We start from the raw sequence: 21,624 nt of genomic DNA on the forward strand, positions 1-21,624 counted from the left end.
GGTCATTGAAAAAGCATAGACGCGGCTACCGCAAACAGGGAACTAATTTTTTCATTGCGGGAAATGCGAAACTCTGTTTCGGTTTTCTCGTATTGATGTGGCCAGGGATAGGGCAGATGACCAGAAAAGCTCTCAGTTTGAGATGGCTCGAGATTTTCAGTCTAATTTCGAAACTCGGTTCTGTCCAAAAGGTTTCCGAAGAGGCGGGTCTTTCGGTTAGCACGGTCTCGAACCATTTGCGCAGTCTTGAGGATGCGTTGGAGGTTGAACTCGTCGATCACAGCCGCAGACCGATGGGGTTGACGCCAGCGGGAACCGTGTTTGCACGCCATGTCAATGAAGGTCTCACAGCCCTAAGACGGGGCGAGGTTGAGATCCGCTCGGGCAGTTGGCAGCATGCTACCGACCTGCGCCTTGGGCTGATCGACGATTTTGACAACTCGGTGACACCAGAGCTGTTCCGATACCTTTCCTCTGCCCTGCCGCGCTGCAATTTTCGCCATTTCACGCGCCCCAGCCATGAGATCATCGAAAAACTGCAGGCACAGAAACTGGATGTGGGTGTCGCGACGCGACCAGCTGGGAATGTCAAAGGCCTTATCGAATACCCGTTGATGCGTGACCCTTTTGTGATTGTATTGCCCTCTCAGTTTCAGGGTAGCTTTGACGATTTGCGCAGCGCTGATACAACGCTTCCTTTCTTGCGCTATTCCCGAGATCTGACGATCGGGCAGCTGATCGAGATTCAGTTGTCGCGCAGCAAGATAAATTTGCCGAACCGGTTCGAGTTGGAGTGCAACCCTGCGATCATCGGTCTGGTGGCCGAAGGCAGTGGCTGGACCATCACGACGGTTGGCAGCTACCTGAGGGCGAAAGAGTTCCACGGGCAAACCAGGGTCGCCCCGTTGCCTGGCAAGGGGTTTATCCGCACCGTTTCTTTGTTCACGACCGACGTCTATCCCGCCTCAACGTCGCGCCTGATCCACAAGACTCTGCAAGCCCTGATAACTCAGTATTTTGTTGAACCCATGCAAACGCAGTACCCGTGGCTGAGCGATCAGTTCGTGACTTTGCCTCGTTCTGCGGCATGAGTGTTGACCTAAGGTTGGGCAGACCGCTATCTGCTGTCCACAGTTGACCTAGTTTTGTGCTGTGTTTCCAATCGCTCACAAGATGCGCGTATCCGGCGGAGACGTTGATGGCGATTGGTGATCGGTCAGTTGCGACCAGAGTTAAGGAGGCTGATATGGCCGAACCGGAATCGCTTTTGCGATCGATGTTTTCCACTGCTGTCGCGACAGCGGATCCGATGCAGGTTATCCCGGCACAACTGCCCGAAAAACCGCCTGGGCGCGTGGTCGTCATAGGCGCAGGGAAGGCGTCGGCACGTATGGCCGAAGCGGTTGAGCATGTTTGGGGCCCCTGTGAGGGATTGATCATTACGCGGTACGGGTATGCCCGACCCACCCAGGGCGTTCAGGTCATCGAAGCAAGCCACCCGGTGGCAGATGAGGCCGGTCAGGATGCCACAGCACAGTTGCTGGCCCTGGTTGCGTCACTTGGTGAAGACGATTTTGTTCTGGCGCTGATGTCCGGCGGCGCATCGGCGCTGCTTTGCGCCCCGGCGGGGGATCTGACGCTGTCGGACAAGCAAGAGGTGCACCGCGCGTTGTTGTCTTCCGGTGCGCCCATCGCGGCAATGAACACCGTTCGCAAGCATCTGTCTCATGTCAAAGGCGGGCAGCTTGCGGCGGCAGCTTATCCTGCGACGCTCCTCAGCCTTGCCGTTTCCGACGTCCCGGGGGACGATCCGGCCGAGATCGGGTCGGGGGCCACGGTTGGTGAGGCCTCCTCGGTTCAGGATGTCTGGGACATTGTGGAGCGCCACTCGATTGATTTGCCGCCTGCGGCACGGGCGCATTTGCAGCGCAACAGCAGCACAACTGTCGCACCCGTTGACACACGGCTCAGCAAAACCACAAACATCGTCGTCGCGGCCCCGTCACAGTCGCTGGCGGCAGCCGGGCAAGAGGTGACACAGCTGGGATTTGATCTACGAATTCTGGGGGATGCGCTTGAGGGTGAAGCGCGTGAGTTGGGTGCAGAACATGCGCAGCTGGCGCTATCGCTGCAAGCCGGGCTTGGCCCCCAAGACGCGCCAATTGCGCTTTTGTCCGGCGGCGAATGCACGGTAAGCGGCAATCAGGGGGGCATTGGCGGACCCAACGCGGAATACGCACTAGCTGCGGCGATCGCGCTTAAGGGCCAACCGGGCATTTGGGGTCTGGCCTGTGACACTGACGGTGTGGACGGAGCGGCAGAGGTGGCCGGTGCGGTCTTTGGCCCCGATACGCTGGACGCGGCGGCGGGCGCCGGGGTTGATCCCGGCGATGCCTTGGCCCGCAACGACGCGCATAGTTTTTTCGAGGCCGTGGGCTCTCAGGTCGTGACCGGCCCCACATTGACCAATGTGAACGATTTTCGCGCGATCCTGATCTATCCGCACTCAGAAGAGTGATGTAGTGCTGTACACCCATCCCGTCGTTAGAACGGGCTAGAGACCCTCAAGTATCTGCTTTGCGCTGTCGCGATAGTCGGCCTGCTTTTCAGGCGTCATCTTATCCCATGTGCGATATGCATGCCCCAGCCGAGGGTTCCCGCGCAGCTTTTCGGCGTTGCGATCAAGAAAATCCCAATAAAGCGGGTTGAAAGGGCAGGCTCCGGGCCCGGTCTTCTGCTTTACGTCATAGGGGCAACGGCTGCAGTGATCGGACATCTTATTGATATAGTTGCCACTGGCCGCATAAGGCTTGGACCCAAGCAGCCCGCCATCGGCAAACTGGCTCATGCCGATCACATTCGGGGCCTCGACCCATTCATAGGCATCTGCGTAAACCGCCAGATACCATTCATGCACCTGTTGCGGGTCAATGCCTGCAAGCATGGCGAAATTGCCGGTGACCATCAGGCGTTGGATGTGATGTGCGTAGGCCTCTTGCCGGGTTTGGGTGATCGCGGCGGCCATGCAGGCCATATCCGTCTGGCCCGTCCAATAGAAATCCGGCAGGACGCGGTGGGCACCCAGAACATTCATTTGCGTATAGCCCGGCATCTTCAGCCAATAGATCCCGCGCACGAATTCACGCCACCCGATGATCTGCCGAATATATCCTTCGACCGCATTCAGCGGTGCTTGCCCTTCGTAGTAGGCGCGTTCGACCCGTTGACAGATCTCCAACGGCCTAAGAAGCCCGGCATTTAGGTATTGAGACAGGACCGAGTGGTAGAGAAAGCTTTCGCCTTCTAGCATCGCATCCTGATAATCGCCGAAATGGGGCAGGGCGCTCTCTACGAAACAGTCCAGCGCTTCTAGCGCTCCGGTTCGGGTCACGGTGAACCAAAACGGATAGAGCTCGCCGAAGTTTGTGCCAAACCGAGCCTCTACTAGCTCCAGCACCTCTGTGGTGATCTTGTCGGGTTGGGTTTGAGGCGGGCGCGGCATGAACAAATTCGCGGATGCGGGTTTCCGGTTTTCAGAGTCGAAATTCCACTTGCCACCTTCTGGCTGAGCACCATCCATCAAAAGACCCGTCTTGCGCCGCATTTCGCGATAGAAATACTCCATCCGCAGTTGCTTGCGACCTCTGGCCCAATCCTCGAACTCCTGATGTGTCGCGATGAATCGGTCATCGTCCAGCACATCGAGCTGGATGTTCTGCTGATCCGCCCAATCGTTGATAGCTGTCTTCAACCGGTATTCCGCTGGTTCGGTCAGGCATAGCCGACTAAGCGAAAAATCGTTCAAGGCGCGCTGGGCCTCACCCGTGATAGAACCCGTGTTTTCAGGATCATCCAGGGTTACATACCGAACTTGCCAACCTTCGTCAGACAACTGCGCCGCGAAATGGCGCATGGCCGAGAAGATGAAAGCGATTTTCTTTTTGTGATGCGGGGCATAGCTTGCCTCTTCCGCAACTTCGGCCATCAGAACGGTGTCTTTGCTTTGGTCAGCCGACCGAAGCGCCGGGATATCCGGGTTCAGTTGATCGCCAAGGATCAAGATCACTTTACCGAGGGAGGTGTCTTGCCTGCTTGTCATCTGTGGTGACCTAGCGCCTAAGCTCCCGCCTGCAACACAAATTGGTTCGAGGATTTTCCTCGAACCAATCAATAGGCCCGGACAGCGGTGCTAGAACAGCTGCAAATCCTTTTTGCCGCTCTGGATCTCTGCCAGATTGGGCATGTTCTGGATCAGCGCTGGAGCGGGCGTGGCTCCTGGCATGGCCACGGTGGGTTTGGGCGCCAAAGCTTTGCCAAAGGCGGGTTTTTCCAGCTCACCACGGATGTCCCGCAGTAGCGTTTTGTGATCCGGCATGGTTTTGAGAATCTTCGCAAGATCCACTTTGGCCCCCTTCCACCACTGGAACCAGATGGGCTTCTTCAAGGGGCGGATGCGATCCCGGATGCCAGTTCCATAGCCGGTGTCGTATGATTGCTTGCCCAACAGAACCGTTTGGTAGACGCGGTGATCGAAAAGCGTAGCGAACTCGACGTCATGTTGCATCGGCAAGCGGTGCTGCCAAAGTTCCAGGTTTTCGGCCAGCCGGTCGGGGATTTTCATCTCGGTGCGCGCGTCGATCCAATATTGGTCGTCGGTACGGTTGCCCAAGCGATAATGCAGGCAGATAAATTCAAGCACCTCATTGTAAAGCTTGTCCATTTGCCGGTTGTATCTGTCGCGCAGCGAAGGTGCGATATCTCGCGTTGGCAAGTGTTCTGCAAACCAACGTATCGCATGGTCGATCATATGGATGGCGGTGCTTTCCAGCGGCTCGATGAACCCGCCTGACAGACCAATGGCCAGGCAATTTTTGACCCAGGCATTGCGGACCCGCCCGACGCGCATCGGTATCACCCTTGGGGTGAGCCCTTTGCCACTGTCCCCTAGCCATTCGAGGTACTCATCGGCGGCTTGATCATCGGTGCGATGCGCCGACGAATAGACATAGCCCGTTCCCACACGATTGAAGAGCGGCACACGCCATGTCCACCCAGCCCCAAGGGCCGTGGATCGCGTGGCGCTTTCGATTTTTTCGGGATCGGGATGTTCGACTTGCAACGCCATTGCGCGGTCGTTGGGCAGGTAATCCGAGTAATCCAGAAACGGCTCACCCAAGGCTTGATTGATGATCAAACCCCGGAAGCCAGTACAATCCACCACCATCTCGATGTCATGACGGCCCTTGGCCTCAAGCATCAAATGGCTGACATTGCCCTGTTCATCCAGCTCTACCGATTGCACCTCGTCCTGAATATGCTCGACGCCGCGCTTGGTGCAGATCCGGGTCAGCATTCCTGCGAATTTCACCGCGTCCAGATGGTAGGCATAGCCAAAGCGCTGTTCGAATTCAGGCTGCCCCAGCGCGCGCGCGCCTTTGCAAAGACGGGCCAGATCATCATGGGGTGAGATCGACTGAGTGAAATCCCGATCACCATTGCCAAAGCGCAGGAAATACTCGGCCGCCTCCAGCCCCTCCAGCATCTGACCATGCGCGAACGGGTTCATATAGTCGATGCGATTGCCCTTGGCATCGTTGTTCCAATTGCAGAACTTTACCCCCAGTTTGAACGATGCGTTCGTCTCACGAAAAAAGTCGCGCTCGGTGATACCGGCTTGCCTTAGCGTGACCGGCATACGCGGCACTGTCGCCTCACCGACACCCACTGTCGAGATATTGGGGCTTTCGATAAGACAAAGGTGGGGGCGATCCTTGGTCGCGGATGTGCGTGAAAACACCATGTCGAGGATCAGTGCGGTCATCCAGCCAGCGGTGCCGCCACCCACAATGGTGATTTTGCGCAAACGATTGTTCATATTGGTCCGTCCCTGTTGGCTTGGGGAATTATTTTGCTGCGACGTTTCCGGTTTGGGAGAAGCTTCCGCAGCTATCCCTTTTTTAGCTTTCCGAGGAATATAACAGCTTTCATGCGCGCAGCCAGTTCTTATGAATATTGTATGCGCAATTCACCCGAAACGTCACAGTTGGGTGCAGATGCAGAGGGCGCGCCACCAAAGTTATGCGCCGGACCCAGACGCCGCCATCAACGTAGTGGTTAAACACAAACGCGGCTTTTGACGCCGAAATCTACGGAAATTCTAAGACGTCGTGGCAGTGCGCGTAGTCATGAGCTATACAATCTCGGCTCAAAAGGCCTGTTTATGAGGATTTTACAGGGAATACTGGCGGTTTGGGCTTCGAATGCGCCAATGCTGGTGAATTTTGCTCTGGCTACCTGCTGTTTTACAAAGGGCCAGAAAGCGATTCCCTGTCCTTAAAGAAACAGGGAATTTTTGCGCTGTGATCAGGGAAATAGCTGAGAAGAGCACGCAAGCGAACAAGCGAAATCGGGAGCGGCTTTTGAGATGCGCCAAAAGGCGGTTCTGCTTCCGTAATCTCATTGCCCTCTGTTCTTCCAACCGGTCATATTCTTCAACGTCATCCGGCAGCTCTGCCCAGAGTTGCGCGACAGCAATGTGCCCGTTCCCTGCCACGCGCGTTTGATCGTAGAGCTCCAGATGCGCCCTTATCGGATAACGTGAACTGAACACCTAGCGTGATGCACGACTCTGTTGGCCGTTGAGCCCAGGAACAAGTCCTGGAAGCCGGGTTTGTGTGATGCCAAAACGATGCAATCGACATCGTTTTCATTTGCGAAATCGACAATCGCTCTACCCGCATGCCCCGAGATGAGCCGTGACGAAGCCCCGGGTATTTCAGAGGTTTTTTGATGTAGCTTTCCCAGAATTTCATGCCGCGTATGCGCAAGCACTTCGTTCGGGATCTGAGATCCAACATATGCTGGTATTGGCTCTTGAACGTGTACGACGGTGAAGACAGCGTTGGCATCGGCCAATTGGCGCGCAGCTTCAAAAGCCGCTCCCGTGTCATGGTCCAGGATGACAGGTATCAGGATGTTCTTGTACATACGAACTCCATTCTGAAGCTTCTGCTATTTCAGCCATACGTCTGCAGCACAAGGAAAGCTACACAGGTTCAGACTTCGACGATTTCCCAGCGCTCTTTGTCGCGGTCGAAATATCTTCGACTGTTTTCTCTACAGCCTCAGCTTCGGTTTCGGCTACATATGCCGCACAGCGTGCGACAGTCTCGAACCATTCCTGAGCATCAGCGACTAGACGTTCCGAGGAATGACGCTGCCATTCAGCTATGCTCTTTAAAGCTTCTGAAGGATCAGATGGATTCGCCGACGAAACGTTGCGCGCGGCCTGCAAAGCCGTGCGAACGGCCATGTGGCGCCTTTCAAACCAGTGCTGTGCAAAGGCCTCTGTTTCTTCCAGCATTTTTTCCTGAGCATCCCAGAACTGTTCTATCTGCGCGCCAAAAGCTGCATTACCCGCAGTTGGCGGCTGCATTTGCTTGAAGATGTCTACAAGAGTAGCTGGGTAGTTTGAGTTAGATTTCTGTGTCGACATTGCGATTTCCTCCTCATCCCCTGAAGATTTCATATTGCCATATGCTGAGAAAACCCGCCTTAACTTAGATCAAAATCCCAAAATACGTTTCTGTAACCTAATGGCGGCCAATTATTTGCGTCATCAGGGACACTGGTTCCTAATGGGTTGGATTGAAGTTACAGTGACCCCAACAAGTGCTTAATGCGCGGTTTTCTATGAACGTTTCCGGCCTTCTGATTACTCTCGGTGTTCTCTTCCTCGCTGGTTTGGTGGCAGATCAACTTGGCCGGGCCACGCATCTTCCGCGTGTTACAGCTTTGCTATTTCTTGGCTTGATTGCGGGAAATGCAGGAACGGGGGTTATCCCTCGCGATGTCGCAATGTGGTTCGATGAGATTTCGATCGTTGCTCTGACGATGGTCGCGTTTCTGCTTGGAGGATCTTTGACGCGGCAGAACCTGGTTCGACACGGACGCGCAATTCTGGCGATCTCAATTTCGATTTTGGTTGTAACCATCATCATTGTGACTGGCGGACTGACCGTAATTGGGCTTCCCCCAGGGTTGGCATTGGTCTTGGCCGCAATCGCGACCGCCACGGCTCCGGCCGCAATGACAGACGTGATCCAACAATCTGGAGTATCAAACGGTTTCACTGAAACCCTTAAAGGTGTGGTCGCGATTGATGACGTTTGGGGGCTGATGGTTTTCAGCATAGCCTTGGTGCTTGCAGGTCATACGGATGGTTGGGTTTCGGTCACGACAACTGCACTATGGGATTTCGGCGGGGCCATTTTGTTGGGCGTTGTGTTGGGGGTGCCATCCGCTTACCTAACCGGTCGCTTGAAGCCGGGCGAGCCAATGCAGGCAGAAGCGATTGGGATTGTCTTTCTCACGGCAGGCTTTGCACTTTGGCTTGAGGTTTCGTTCCTCGTAGCAGGTATGGTCGTGGGCGCGACCATTGGAAATCTTGCCCGGCATCACGACCGTGCTTTTCACGAGATCGAACATATTCAGTGGCCATTTATGATCCTGTTCTTTCTGCTGGCTGGAGCCACATTAGATATTGAATCCTTTGGCTTAATGGGGTGGGCTGGCGTGCTTTTCCTGATCTTACGCACAATGGCACGTCTTATTGGTGGCTATTGCGGCGCAAGGCTGGGAGGCTTACCGGTTCGCCATGCCTACTGGTACGGTCCTGCGCTACTGCCGCAGGCCGGAGTCGCTGTGGGTATGGCCCTTGTTGCCGGAGAGCAATTTCCGCACTGGGCTGCGGCGATCATGGCTTTTACGTTGGCCAGTACGGTGGTGTTCGAAGTGTTGGGGCCGCCACTTACACTTTTCTCGATCAGACGCACCGCTGATACCAAATAGCGGCAGGGCCAGTTCCTAATCGACTTGGACCGATTCAAGAAAAGCAAGCAAATTCGCCAGCGGAAGACCTACCATCATTGTTTGGCCATTCGGTAGAGCCAGCGCGAACAGTTGGTCTCTCTCGAAAACCGCGCCAAATATGGGCATTTCTCCTCCATGAGCCAACAATCGTGACCGACCATCGATCTCTTCCGCTATCTCAGCGAGTAAGCCAGGATAATGGCAAAAACCAAAATATTGATGGCCCAGACCGCCAGCTTCACCCGTTTACGCGCAGGCTGGTTTCTGAACCGATTAATCATAGTCAAACCTTTCGGACAAGATCCGTTCTGACGAAGTTCCCCGCGCGATCAGGTGATCTTCGACGTTGTCCATCATGGCAGTCGGCCCACACAGAACAAACAGCCAGCCATCAAAATGCTCTTTCGACAAGTTGCGATCCAAGAGAGGCCCGTCGATCAAGCCTGTTTCGCCTTGCCAATCTTTTGACGGTTCGGACACAACAAACACTGTATCTTCTTGAGTCAATTCCTCACGATAGACAATTTGCTCCTCTAACCGGTTGCCGTAGATAAGTTTGATATCGCACGGTCTTCCGCTCAACTTTGCTTGACGCAATATGCTCAGCATGGGTGCGATGCCGACGCCACCTGCGATCAGGACGATGCCATTCTCAGAGCGGTTTTTGATCGACAGGTTGCCATGCGGGGCGTCTAGATAGACCGGGGTTCGCGGAGCGATTTGCCCAAGGCCGCATGTGAAATCCCCAAGCTCTTTTATCACGAATGAAACCTCGGGGCCTCCGGCTGGTGCCGAACTGATCGAGAAAGGATTCTCGTTTAGCGAGAATGGGCTATGACCAACATTCAGCCACGCAAACTGACCTGCTTCATAGGTCAGACCCTTGTGACCAACAGGTTTGAGGCGCAATTCCCATTGCCTTGGTGTCAGGCGAGACACGGTACTGACGCTCCAAGGTCTTTTTCTCTGACGCAATGGGCGAACGAGGTAGACATACAATAAAGTTCCGACCGCAATACCGGTCAGTACAAACCAAAGATATGACAGTGACGGATGTCCACCGTAGCGTCCGGCATATACCGTGTGGTGCAGCAGTAAGCATACAAGGACCAAAGCCCCGAGACCGTGAAACAGGCGCCATGTCTCATATTTGAATTCAAGGGACTTACGAAAAATCGCTGAGGCGACCAGAATAACAAACAAAAAATATGCACCTATGCCCGTTACCAGCGCAGAAAAGTCGGTCGCAAGCGTGAGTTGATGTGTCACGTCCCATGGGCGATGCCCGCCAGTTGGTGTGCCCTGATACAAAAGCGGATGTATGAGCGCAAAGCCAAGTGCTGTTCGCGCCATTAGCTGATGCACCCGCATGGTCACGTCCATACCCACATTGCCCGAGATGAATTTGAACCGTCCCGACAACAGGAATTCGATCAAGATTATTGAAAATGCAAGCATTCCAAGTCCTGATGCAAGCTCTTGATGAAAAGGTCGCGAGGGCCAGTTCAGCGACCAGGCGGCAGCCAGTGGGGATAGGATCACCAAAACGTAGATCAGCACTAGATACGGCCATTTCATTCGGTTCTGGTCCTATGCATCACAGGAAGGCAACTCGTGCTTGTTGTGCATAGACGCTAGGTTGATCGAAGGTTCCAATCAAGGTCAGCGGCAACCTGGCAGCGGCTCAGGCCGCTGGAGTGTGCAATGCGAAATGGTTCGGCGCGGAACATCGGGGTTGGTTTCGATGCCATGATGTCTCTCCTTTGTGGCAAAATACCAAGTCAAAGAAGCGGAACAATTCTGTGACAGGTCCACTCCTAACAATCGAGAGCATCACTTTGCCTGATCAGAGAGACTGATAACGCGGAAAATCTGCACAGGGTTACCGATGCCTTTGAGTTCCCTTTCTCCTAACTTCTCTGTCTCCACATGCTCTTCTATGTCTAATAGCGCCCGCTGGTTCAAAAGGATCTGTCCGTCACTGGCAAAGTCGCAAAGCCTGGATGCGGTATTCACCACTCCGCCGATTGCGGTGTAGTCGGCGCGACCATGAAACCCGATAAGCCCAAGTGTCGCGTAACCGCTGCTGATCCCGATACCCAAACCCATCGAGTGTCCGAGTTTCTGCCAGGGTGCTCGTATTCCGTCGAATGCTTCGCTTATTGCCTTGGCCAGTCGCACGGCTTGGAGAACCGGTTGATCGCAGGGAACTGGATCATTGAAGAAAACCATCAATCCGTCTCCAGCTCGGTATCCGATTGTCCCCTTGTGTTGGGCAACTAGATGACCAACTTCATCGTGGAAGTTTTGGAGAAGAGTAATGACATCTTCAGGCTCAATCGCCTCGGAAATCGCTGTGAAATTCCGGATGTCGCAGAATAGGCAAGCGATGTATCGACGATGAGTTTTAAGAAGCTCGTCAGCGTTTTCTTCGACGACAAGCTCTGCTACCTGAGGCGCAAGGAATTGTTTGAGTCGCCCGAGCCTGTCAATCTCGCTTTCCTGGCGCTTTACCTTCTCGGTCAGTCTTTCGTTCAATGCCTCTATTTCATGTGTCTGGTTGCGAACCGTGTGGTTCAAGGCATCGAGTATGAAGTTCTGGTTTAGCAAAGCCGCGATCGCCAAAAGCACATAGGCAAGCGCTTCGACGCGTTCATCATAGCCGAAATACAGCGTGACAATCAGGATGGCAGCAGCAATTCCACCGAGGACGAGTGGAAGTTCCTTTGCATGCCGTTTTCGGTCTCTCCATAAGAAACTGACCGCCAACAACGCAAACACCCACATAAGCACAGCTTGCGCATGTGGGTTTAGGGAAATCGCTTCGTAGCCAACCAAATATGTCAGCAAAATCCCGGAATAGCAGGTGGCCAAAGAAGCCAAAGCAGCCAGGACGGCGCCAACCCCGATTGGCATCGAGATCTTGAATTCCTCTGTTGCTACCCCGATACCGTCGGCAAAACTACGCGGCGCTGGTTCTGCGGCAGAGTCATTTCTGTGTTTGGATTCAGACATGGTCCTCGTTTGCGCTTGGTGCTGCCAGAGTACGTTTGAAATGAGGTTGCGTCAAAATCACATACCTGCATGCGGCAGTTGAGGGTTTCACCAATTCAACAACAACCAGAGAAACAACCCCATGTTTAAGAGAACAAACTTGCAATCACCCGTCTCGGCGTAGTCACCTAGGACATAGGGATGGAGAAAGCTGATGGCCCGATGGAAGTTCTTGGTTTGTGTTTGGTGTGTGTTTACTCTTGTTGCTTGCGCTCCCAAAACGCGCACCTACGAAAAGAGCGTATCGGCCTCGCTTCCTGCAAACGCGCGCACAGCGCTTAGTCAGGCGGCCAACCGGCTTGGTGACCCCAAAGACGGTCGGTCGGGGGTCAAGCTGATCAGTGACGGTGAAGAAGCTCTTGTCTCAAGGCTATTGATGGCTGCCGCGGCCGAGACAACGATAGACGCCCAATACTACCTTCTGCACAATGACCCAACCGGTCACCTGTTCGCCGCCAGTCTTTTGCAAGCGGCAGATCGGGGTGTTCGTGTTAGGCTGTTGCTGGATGACATGGATACATCCGGGTACGACGCCATGACCGCAGCGTTGGACAATCACGAAAACATTGAAATCAGACTTTTTAATCCATTTTGGCGCGAACAAAGCTTGTTGATCGCGGGGTTGACGGATTTCAAACGCATCAATCGCAGAATGCACAATAAATCCATGACGGCCGACAACGTGTTCACGATTGTGGGTGGGCGAAACATCGGTGCCGAGTACTTTCTCGCGCGGGAAGAAATGAACTACGCTGATCTGGATGTGCTGGCCGCAGGCCCCGTTGTGCGCGAGGTGTCGCGCAGCTTTGACTCTTACTGGAACAGCGAGTTCGCAGTTCCGGCGCGCGTGGTCGTGGGAGAACCAAAAGAATTTGACCTTAGCGATGCGCGAAGCAAGTTGAATGAACTGGTCGAGGAAGCGAAGCAAACCCAGTACGGCGCTGCGCTCAGAAGGTCTGCACAAGAGAACTTCGCAGATGGAGCCCTGTCACTAGATTGGCTGCCCGCCAAACTCTATTCCGATCCGCCTTCAAAAGCCGCCGGGCTTGAGAATTCAGGCCCCGTTCTCGCATCTCAACTGCTTCCGTACTTTGAGAATGCCACCAGTGAGGTGAGCATCGTCTCCGCCTATTTCGTGCCACGCAACAACGGCGTGAAATGGCTGACCGAACTGGAGAACCGAGGGATCGACGTAAAGGTTGTAACCAATTCGCTTGCATCTAATGACGTTGCACCCGTTTACGCGCACTACGCAAAAAAACGCCGTGCATTACTACGTGGTGGAGTAGAACTCTATGAATTGCGACCGGACGCCTATCAGGTCCAACGCCGGGGCGTTAACTGGGCTCAATCCAGATCAGGCTTGCATTCAAAGGCATTTGCCGTTGATGACCGCTACTTGTTCGTAGGGTCGTTCAACTGGGACCCGCGGTCTGTCAACATCAACACCGAGATGGGAATTCTGATAGACTCACCGGCATTGACGGCACAAACCATGGGGGCCTTGGACGACGCGCTGCCGGCATACACATATAACGTGACGCTCGAGAAAGCTGGTCAGCTCAAATGGACAACAAGAGGCGATGATAGCAACGTTATCGAATATCTATCAGAGCCAACAGGATCGACTTGGGATCACATAGTTGCTGGATTTCTAAGTATTCTGCCAATTGGGTCGCAGCTTTAGGTTCTTGAGCATACGTCAGTCCATGCGGCTATTCGCACAGGCGCAGCGAACGCACGCTTTGTTCGCAGAGCTACTGGAACCCTCCTCGGAACCGGACACTCACAATGCCAAGGCCCTCGCTTTGTTTGGCACGCATAGAACACCTGCGAAGAGCCTGGGCAGAAACTCGCATGAACGGATCAGCCTAATGCTGCTGCGACAGGAACTGCCGGGATTTTGCAGAAACGGCGCTGCCGGTAGGCATATCTCAGCCTTTAGGAGTATACCATATTGGCGAAGTGTAAGCGCGTTCCTGCGTTGACGTAGGCACGTCGGCAGGCAGCTCGTCTCCAAACCGCACGGCGTCGTAAATTGTCCACCTCGGTGTGGGAATCTCCAGGACACGGGCATAGTAGAAAGCGCTGACTGAAGGATCGAATTCAGGATCCGTCCAAACACTGATTAGCTCTGGAGACCCGATCGAATTGGTAAACGTGCCCGATGCAACATCCACGGTGTTCCCCACCGCTGGCAGCTTGCCGTCCGCATCAAGTTCCCGGTCTCCCGACCAAGCGACGTCATAGACCCGCTCTTCAGTTTCGCCATTGGCATTTAGCCAACCTTTCACAATCTGAACACGGTCGAGATTGCCAGAAAACGGATCTTTCAGCGCAGCTACCAAGAATGTTGGGGCGTCCGCACCTTCTGTCGCGTCGGCGAGATCCCCACCCATCGGAACGCCTTTTTCATATCCGACTTCGGCGGGCAGTCGAGATTTGGCATCAGCTTCCGTAAAGTCCCAGCCGCCAAAGAAGCGAACCGCAATACGACTACCGGTTGTCCCATAGACTTCTTTTCGTTCCATAGCGTCGAATATTGCTTCGCGCGTGTTATCTTCTGCCCAAACTGCAGCGTAACCCGACGCTGCCATTTCCCATCCAAGAATTCTTGTCGTATCGAACTCACCAACAACGTGCTGCCAACGACCCGGCTCTGGTTCGACGCCAGAGTGTTTGCCAAAGAAATTGTCTTCTTCCGCCGTTGCCAGAGCGGTATGGCTGTCTGTCGAACCTACCACTCCAAATTTGTATGGGTTGGTGCCAAGTTGAGCCTCAAGCTTCAGCCCGTTCTTCAAAGCCTCTCGGGCGTATTCGTACTGGAGCATCCAGTCTTCTTTGGGCGTTGGTCCAAGGTTGGATTTGTCCCAAGTTTCATAGTCTGCGAACTCATCGTTTGGGCTCAAAAACGGATGCGCTTCTCCATCACCTTTGATTTGGGTGATCTCATACATCGGCTCCCACTTGGCACGCCGCTCTGCGTAATCTTCTGTCAAAGGTTCACCCGTTTCAGGGTTCGTCTCAACCGGAAACATTAGGCCGTTGGAGACGTTGCCATTGTGGGCAAGGGCCAGCACACGACCGCCGGTCTCCTGTTCATATGTTTCCATCCAGTCCCACAAACGTTCAGGATTAAAGGTTTCTGCGGTTGTGAAGGGCAACAATTGCCGAGCACGAATGGCATCATCGCGGTAGATCACGTTGCGATGGAGGTTGTTTCCAGCTTCGGTGGAAGTCCATTCGTATCCAATGAAAGCAGTGAATGTACCAGGGTCGTTGTGTTGATCTGCAGTTTGTGTGAACTCGTCCCATACGGATTGTACAAACCTACGGTCTGAAACAGCTTCAGGCAGAGCATCCCCGGTGATGCCCGCAAAGGTTTCAATAACTTCCATGGTTGCGCCCAAAGCGACGTCCCCGCCGGCGTTGAGGCGTTCGTTCCAGTCTCGAAGGGTTGGATCACGCATCAGAGTGGAGTTCCCGGCAACGATCTCGTTCATAGCCCCCATTGCGTCCGAGTGATCAGATACGACAAGCCAGTCGAGGGGGCGCGATAACTGCACGCGCAGGCCATGCGATGTTGTGACTTCCTCACCACGTGCAAACCTATAGGCATCGTCTGGGCTCAGAATGACGCCAAATCCGCGTGCATCGAGCGAGTTTGACGTGTGCAGGTGAGTGTCCCCCCACAGTGGGCGTGTAGGAAAATCTCGACCTGCATAAGGCGAAAAATCAGCAGGTGCGGGTTCACGCATATCATCAACAGATATTGTCATCTCTCCAACTTGCCCGCCTTGAGCAGCGTCTTGAGCATTTGAAGAGCTTGCTATGAATGATGCGGAAATTATTGCTGTCGATGTCTTCAGAAAAAGCTTCATTTGAACCTCCCAGCCGAGCTGAATGCCAACCCATGGCACCATCTGAACGGGCTGTTCGTCAAGGAAAACTAAGGTTTTCTTGGTTCAGCACAAGAGACCCAAAGTGAGGTTTGGCTGTTCCCAGATCGCTGCTTTGCCCATAACTCTAACGCTCAGCCGCCAGTGGAAAATACAGTGCCGAGTGGATGTTCTTGACGAAGAGTGACCTGGTTCGTCAGTCTTCAACCTGTGATCTTGATTGGAGGCGCCGTTATGAAGTGGTTATCGCGAACAGTCTTACTGTCCTTGTCCTTTTTATTTGCCGCGGGCGCGTCAGCTCAGGATAAACCCAACATCGTATTCATATTTATGGATAATTTTGGCTGGGGCGAACCTGGATTCAACGGGGGTGGCATAATCCGTGGTACGGCGACCCCCGAGATGGACGCCCTCGCGGCGGAAGGATTGCGACTCACGAACTTCAACGTGGAAAGCCAGTGCACACCGTCCCGCGCAGCGACCATGACAGGACGTTACGGTATCCGAAGCGGCAACCATACGGTCCCACTGGGTGGCGGCGTCTACGGTTTGACCCAGTGGGAAATCACGATGGCCGAAATGCTGAAGGATGTAGGATACAACACAGCCATGTACGGCAAGTGGCACCTTGGATGGACCGAAGGACGCTACCCAACGAATCAAGGATTCGACGAATTCTACGGAGTTGAGACCACTGACGTTACAGTCTGGCGCACGCTTCCGGGATTTGCTGAAGCCAACATGGAAGAGCCCGTGGTGATGCAGGGTGTTGCGGGCGAGCCCGCAACCGTCGCGCGGGACTACGATCTGGACTATCGCGGTGAGATAGATGGTGACCTGACGAAAAAGGCTATCGAATTTATCCAAGCGAAGAGTGCCGAAGACGCGCCGTTTTTCATCTATCTTGCATATACGCAGACCCACTATCCAAACATCGTGTCCGAGGAGTTTGATGGCGCCACCGGAAACGGGGTTTGGGCCGATATTCTGCTTCAGACAGATACCTATATCGGACGCGTGATTGATGCGCTTGAGAATGCGGGGGTTTCCGACGACACAGTCGTGATCTTTACTGCTGACAACGGACCCGAAGCTCTTCCGGTTGGAAATGCAAATGTCTCGCCCGTGCCAGCGGTACACGGTACCGCCGGACCTTGGCGCGGCACTCTGTTCACAAGCCTCGAAGGAAGCATGCGGGTGCCTTTTGCGATCAAGTGGCCAGGAAAGATCCCTGCGGGCTCAGAAAGCAACGATGTTGTCCACTCTATGGATCTCTATCCGACACGTGCGGCATTTGCTGGGGGCAGGGTGCCTGATGACAGGGCGTTTGATGGCATCGATCAGTCAAAGTTCTTTCTTGGTGCCCAACCAAACTCAAACCGAGAAGGCGTGATCGTCTACATGGGCGAACAGATATTCGGTGTAAAATGGAAGGACTGGAAAGTTCTTTTCAAAGAGAATACGACGGCATTTGGTGCAACGGAGTCATTCGATACGCCACGCGTCTACAATCTTCTGAATGATCCACACGAGCGTGAAAGCGTACTCTTCCCGCACACATGGGCGGCCGAAAAGGCTTTGCCACAGTTACAGGAGCACCTCGCCACATTCGAAGAATATCCTCCGATACCCCCAGGAACACCGGATCCCTACGAACCACCCATTGACTAAGTAAAGTCTTGCTCAGCGACCCGTAATATCACTTGTCGATCTTCGCTGCGCTATGAACCATTGTCCGCAATCTCTGCCGCCGTGTGGAGACTTGAACTGGGCTGGTCGCTTGGTTTTGCCCGGATCGCCCAAACCTGTTTGGGCAGCAAAGCGGTCGGTTCCAACCACTTGAGCAATGGCCGCTGTGTCCGCGACCTGTGCGTTACAAAGAAGACGCTCGCTGCGCGGCTTTCGAATGGTCAGTTTTCACGGCACTTTGCGAAGACACCGACGATGCGAGTGCGGCATAGTTCGCGCTGCGCGCGCAGCACAATTTTTCGATGGCGAGGTTGGGCTCGGTTCGGTCATTCGCAGTAGATGCTTGAGAGCCTGTTTGGCGGGATCAGCTACCTTAGGCTGCTTCAGCAATCGGCTCTTTGCCCCCTGTGCCTTTGATTGAAAAGCGCCCGCCCAGTTAAAAATTTTTGAGCGAGCACAGTTTCAGTCACGTTTTTTCAGTGTTACCCTTTGCTGTACTGCCCGCAATTTGGAGGAGAGGGGCAAACCTTGGAACGCAGGCTTGCCGCCATATTCGCCGCAGACGTCGTCGGTTTCAGCCGTATGATGGCCGAGGATGAGGTCGGTACCTTCGAACGTTTGACCATTGTGCGCCAAGACATCCTGACCCGTTTGATCGAAGAAAAAAACGGACGGCTCGTTAAGCTTATCGGCGATGGGCTACTGGCCGATTTTGCGAGTGTGGTTGATGCTGTCGAGGCTGCGATCCAGATACAGGAGGCGGTCAGAAAAAGAAACGCCACCATTAATCCCAACCAGCGTATCGAATTGCGGATCGGTATCAACCTAGGCGATCTGATTATCGATGGTGACGACATTTACGGGGACGGCGTCAATATTGCAGCGCGCCTGGAACCACTTGCGGAACCCGGAGGCATCTGTATCTCGCGCGAGGTTTACAAACATACTCGCGGCAAAGTGAGCAGATCGTTTGAGCCTGCAGGCATTCATCGGGTGAAGAACATACCTGAGCCTCTTGCAGTCTTTCGGATGGCTGACCCGAACGGCTCAAACTACTCACTAAAGTCCCGCTTGAAGGTTCGCGTCGCTGTCGCGGTGTTAGCCGTGACGGCCATTCTTTCAATTGCCGCTTTTGTTTTGCGTGATGACTTAGTTGCCCGTTTTAGCGGCGCTGATAGTGAAATGATCGTGGCAGAGGACACGCTGCCTTCTCTCATCGTGTTGCCCTTTGAAAACCTCGGGCTGCCAGACGAGGAAAGGTACCTGGCCGACGGGCTCACGGACGATCTGATTACCGATTTCTCGAAAGTCGCCGGGCTGATGGTAATCGGCAGCAATACCGCGTTTTCCTATCGGGACCGAACAATCGACAGCAGGGCCATCGGTCGCGAATTGGGGGTTGGCTACGTTCTCGAAGGCAGCGTGCGCAGAGCGGGTACACGGCTTTTGGTCAACGCACGGCTGACAGACGTGAGCAGCGGGCAGACGCTTTGGGCCGAGCGTTTGGAGCGAGACGAAGGCGATATCTTCGCTATTGAAGTCGGGTTGATCAACGAGATCATTGACCAATTGGATGTGGATGTGAGTGTTTCCGAGAGGGAACGGATCGAACGCCTTCCCACAACTGATCTGGAAGCATACGACTTCTTCCTGAGGGCCGAAGAGGCCGCTCGTAGCGGCTTTCGGCCCGGGTTGCGCGAGGCATTGAAACTCTATTCCGACGCAACTGCAATCGACCCGACTTTTGCCCGGGCCTTCGCGGCACAGGCGCGTACCGAGGCATTGGTCATGCGCCGCAACTATGACGATGTGCTGCCGTTTCCAGTTGCCCGAAAACGCGCCTACGAACATGCTGGGCGCGCCTTGGAAATTGATCCCGATGCCGCGATGCCTTTCGCCGTTTTGAGCGAATTGCAAACTGTTGATCGAAGGTATGAGGAAGCGATACGTTCGGCGCAACTGTCTGTCGAGAAAGCCCCAGGTGAAGCGTCTGCGTATCTTGCGCTGAGCTTCGCTCAAACCTTTTATGGTCGACACGAAGAGGCGATTGAGAATTTCGAAACCGCGCTGCGTCTTAACCCACTATTGCCGGGTTATGCTCGGCAGATCGCAAGCTTGTCTCATATTCTCACCGGGCGTCCCCAACGTGCCGTCGAAATCCTAGAAGAGATAAAGGGCAATTCTCAAGGCATTGAGGATTACTTCAACATCCTCGCGGCCGCCTATGCGGAGGCTGGCCAGATTCAAAAGGCGCAATCAACAGCGGAAGAGGTGGCACGATTTGCGCCGCATACCTCGGCGCAACTCTACAGGGTCATGTTTGCGCATTTTCGGCAGCAGGAAGAACTCGATCGGATCATTGATGCAATGTTGCAAGCAGGCGTGCAGGAATGGCCTTTCGATTTTCGACCTGGCGCGCGCGAAAAGCTATCTGCCGACGAGGTCACCGCCCTGATTGACGGGAAAGTCTGGCAGGGAAACTTCGAAGGCCGTGGACCCGGCTTGTTGCAGATTTCAGAGAACGGAAGTATGGCCTTACGCGCATCCACATTGTTTGTCACTGGATCGGCTTTTGTGGAAGATGACAAATTGTGCATACAACAACCCGGTCTTGCGCTCGGTCGCCCGGCTTGTGGCTCGATCTACAAAAGTGCCGAAGATGCAAGCGAAGCGAGCTTGCCGTATAGTTACATCAACGCGCACATTTTGTTTAACTTTAGTCCGGGGGGATGACCCTCAACCGAGATGCGCTTCAGTTAGAGTAATCCTTGGCGGCAAGCGGCTTTGTCTTCTCCCAATTCGCATCCGCCTTGGCGATCACCGCTTCCCCTTCCGGATGGTCAAGCATTTCTGCACCAGTGGGGTCCGATATGAAGTAAAGCTTCCCATCAATGATGCGCCAGGAATTTACAGGGTCGATGTTCTCAGACGCGTTGGCCCCAAGGCCGACACCCAATGTGCAATACCCACCGTATTGCGGTGCGTACTTAGTTGGGTCAGACATAAACAGATCGCGGTTATTTGCGCTGTTGAAGTGCCATGGCGTACCAAGCCAATCATATGCGAACTCACTTGATCCTTTTACCGCGCGGTTTTCGGTGAAATAAGCGACAGTGTCATAGCCTTTGATCGCAACATCGCCGAAGGGTCCAGTATTGATGGGCTCATCGGCCTGCGCGCCAAGGGTCATGGCTGCAAGAAACAGGCCGCTTATCAGAAGTCGAAAGTTCATTTTTTGACCTTCCCTTAGGTGCCTGCTTCCAGGCACAGGCGGTAAAATTCCGGACCAAAGGCGTCTGGCGGAGGGCACGTGGCCCCGTTTTGCTTCAGCAGCCCAACGATATCATAGTGTTTACGGAACATGGTTCGGATCAGAACCGAAAAACCATCATTATCGAGGGTCACAATATCTGCCCCATTGTTGACCAGCAGCTCGATCATCTCGATATGGCCCTCATCGGCCGCCATGAAGATGGGTGATTTTTCGGCCCTGTTAATGCGCCCATTCACATCTGCGCCTTGGTCGAGAAGCAACTGCGCTGTCTCAATATTGCCGCCGAAGGCCGCGGCGTGAAGCGGTGTGAAACCACTGTGGTTGCGCGCCATCACGTCAGCCCCTGCCTCGATCAGGGCCGCAGCGGTTTCGGTGTTTCCAGCCAACGCAGCGGCAATCAAGGGAGTAGCCTTGTTTGGGCCTCGCTCATCGACCGAGATACCGCTTTCCAACAAAGCCTTAACGGCCGATGTATCGCCCCGCTTTGCCGCATCGAATAACGGACCTGCTTGAGCGGGCCCAAGTATTAAAAAGGCTGTTATAAAGATGGTGCCAATCCAACGCATGGATCTACCCCCCTACTTGAATTCTACAATGAGCCGCAGTTGCACGCAACGACTGGTTATTAGCTGCAGTACTCATGTCGGTTTTGATCGAGAGGGGTGCTGCACCTGCGAGCCTCAGCTCGATGCACTTCTGGATTGGGTTCGCAGCGCAAATCTGAACCTTTCTGTCAGATGGCTGCCTAGAACGAAAAGCAGGCCCATGAGACCCGGCTCGGAGACCAGTGCATCCAAATCCCAAATGTCAGCGCTGCTTTGATCGATTTTCAATGCT

Annotated in this window: 15 protein-coding genes; 6 read left to right on the forward strand and 9 right to left on the reverse strand. The window is 54.2% G+C overall.

Annotated features, from left to right (window positions below; translation table 11 throughout):
- Positions 1-116: 116 nt before the first annotated feature.
- On the forward strand, positions 117-1,091 hold the full coding sequence (locus GOX45_RS20215; RefSeq protein ID WP_171103485.1) for a LysR family transcriptional regulator: 975 nt from the start codon (positions 117-119) through the stop codon (positions 1,089-1,091).
- Between the two features lie 155 nt (positions 1,092-1,246).
- The gene (locus GOX45_RS20220) at positions 1,247-2,518 is read left to right on the forward strand and encodes a glycerate kinase (RefSeq protein WP_171103487.1); all 1,272 of its coding nucleotides are present in this window, start codon (positions 1,247-1,249) and stop codon (positions 2,516-2,518) included.
- A gap of 36 nt (positions 2,519-2,554) precedes the next feature.
- On the opposite strand, the gene GOX45_RS20225 is transcribed toward GOX45_RS20220, so the two are convergent.
- From GOX45_RS20225 to GOX45_RS20245, 4 genes are all read right to left on the reverse strand, one after another.
- Positions 2,555-4,099 (reverse strand): cryptochrome/photolyase family protein, encoded by a 1,545-nt coding sequence (locus GOX45_RS20225; RefSeq protein WP_171103489.1) that lies wholly within the window; start codon positions 4,097-4,099, stop codon positions 2,555-2,557.
- A 90-nt stretch (positions 4,100-4,189) separates the two neighbouring features.
- The gene (locus GOX45_RS20230; RefSeq protein WP_171103491.1) at positions 4,190-5,875 is read right to left on the reverse strand and encodes a tryptophan halogenase family protein; all 1,686 of its coding nucleotides are present in this window, start codon (positions 5,873-5,875) and stop codon (positions 4,190-4,192) included.
- 710 nt (positions 5,876-6,585) lie between these two features.
- Positions 6,586-6,987, reverse strand: coding sequence for a universal stress protein (locus GOX45_RS20240; RefSeq protein ID WP_171103494.1), 402 nt, complete (start codon positions 6,985-6,987; stop codon positions 6,586-6,588).
- Between the two features lie 58 nt (positions 6,988-7,045).
- A complete protein-coding gene (locus GOX45_RS20245; protein WP_171103496.1) occupies positions 7,046-7,495 on the reverse strand; it encodes a phasin family protein in 450 nt (149 codons plus the stop codon).
- 197 nt (positions 7,496-7,692) lie between these two features.
- On the opposite strand from GOX45_RS20245, the gene GOX45_RS20250 reads away from it, so the two are divergent.
- Positions 7,693-8,850: a cation:proton antiporter gene (locus GOX45_RS20250; RefSeq protein ID WP_171103498.1), complete on the forward strand. Its 1,158-nt coding sequence runs from the start codon at positions 7,693-7,695 to the stop codon at positions 8,848-8,850.
- A 294-nt stretch (positions 8,851-9,144) separates the two neighbouring features.
- On the opposite strand, the gene GOX45_RS20255 is transcribed toward GOX45_RS20250, so the two are convergent.
- Positions 9,145-10,449 (reverse strand): ferric reductase-like transmembrane domain-containing protein, encoded by a 1,305-nt coding sequence (locus GOX45_RS20255; RefSeq protein ID WP_171103500.1) that lies wholly within the window; start codon positions 10,447-10,449, stop codon positions 9,145-9,147.
- Positions 10,450-10,704: 255 nt separating this feature from the next.
- Entirely contained in the window at positions 10,705-11,886 is a 1,182-nt protein-coding gene (locus GOX45_RS20260; RefSeq protein ID WP_171103502.1) for an adenylate/guanylate cyclase domain-containing protein, read from the reverse strand.
- Between the two features lie 415 nt (positions 11,887-12,301).
- On the opposite strand from GOX45_RS20260, the gene GOX45_RS20265 reads away from it, so the two are divergent.
- The gene (locus tag GOX45_RS20265; RefSeq protein ID WP_254446117.1) at positions 12,302-13,612 is read left to right on the forward strand and encodes a phospholipase D family protein; all 1,311 of its coding nucleotides are present in this window, start codon (positions 12,302-12,304) and stop codon (positions 13,610-13,612) included.
- Positions 13,613-13,859: 247 nt separating this feature from the next.
- Here GOX45_RS20265 and GOX45_RS20270 read toward each other — a convergent pair whose 3' ends face one another.
- On the reverse strand, positions 13,860-15,806 hold the full coding sequence (locus tag GOX45_RS20270) for a DUF3604 domain-containing protein (RefSeq protein ID WP_217350596.1): 1,947 nt from the start codon (positions 15,804-15,806) through the stop codon (positions 13,860-13,862).
- A 252-nt stretch (positions 15,807-16,058) separates the two neighbouring features.
- Here GOX45_RS20270 and GOX45_RS20275 point away from each other — a divergent pair, with 252 nt between their 5' ends.
- Both GOX45_RS20275 and GOX45_RS20280 read left to right on the forward strand, forming a co-directional pair.
- Positions 16,059-17,495 (forward strand): arylsulfatase, encoded by a 1,437-nt coding sequence (locus GOX45_RS20275; protein ID WP_171103507.1) that lies wholly within the window; start codon positions 16,059-16,061, stop codon positions 17,493-17,495.
- A 546-nt stretch (positions 17,496-18,041) separates the two neighbouring features.
- Positions 18,042-20,246, forward strand: coding sequence for an adenylate/guanylate cyclase domain-containing protein (locus tag GOX45_RS20280; protein ID WP_171103509.1), 2,205 nt, complete (start codon positions 18,042-18,044; stop codon positions 20,244-20,246).
- Between the two features lie 19 nt (positions 20,247-20,265).
- On the opposite strand, the gene GOX45_RS20285 is transcribed toward GOX45_RS20280, so the two are convergent.
- Together GOX45_RS20285 and GOX45_RS20290 are read right to left on the reverse strand one after the other, a co-directional pair.
- Positions 20,266-20,703, reverse strand: a complete 438-nt coding sequence (locus tag GOX45_RS20285; RefSeq protein ID WP_217350598.1) for a YHS domain-containing (seleno)protein — start codon at positions 20,701-20,703, stop codon at positions 20,266-20,268.
- Between the two features lie 56 nt (positions 20,704-20,759).
- Entirely contained in the window at positions 20,760-21,353 is a 594-nt protein-coding gene (locus tag GOX45_RS20290) for an ankyrin repeat domain-containing protein (protein ID WP_171103512.1), read from the reverse strand.
- Positions 21,354-21,624: the final 271 nt, after the last annotated feature.

Origin of the sequence: Ruegeria sp. HKCCD7255, from assembly GCF_013031565.1 — a bacterium.
Classification (GTDB): domain Bacteria; phylum Pseudomonadota; class Alphaproteobacteria; order Rhodobacterales; family Rhodobacteraceae; genus Ruegeria.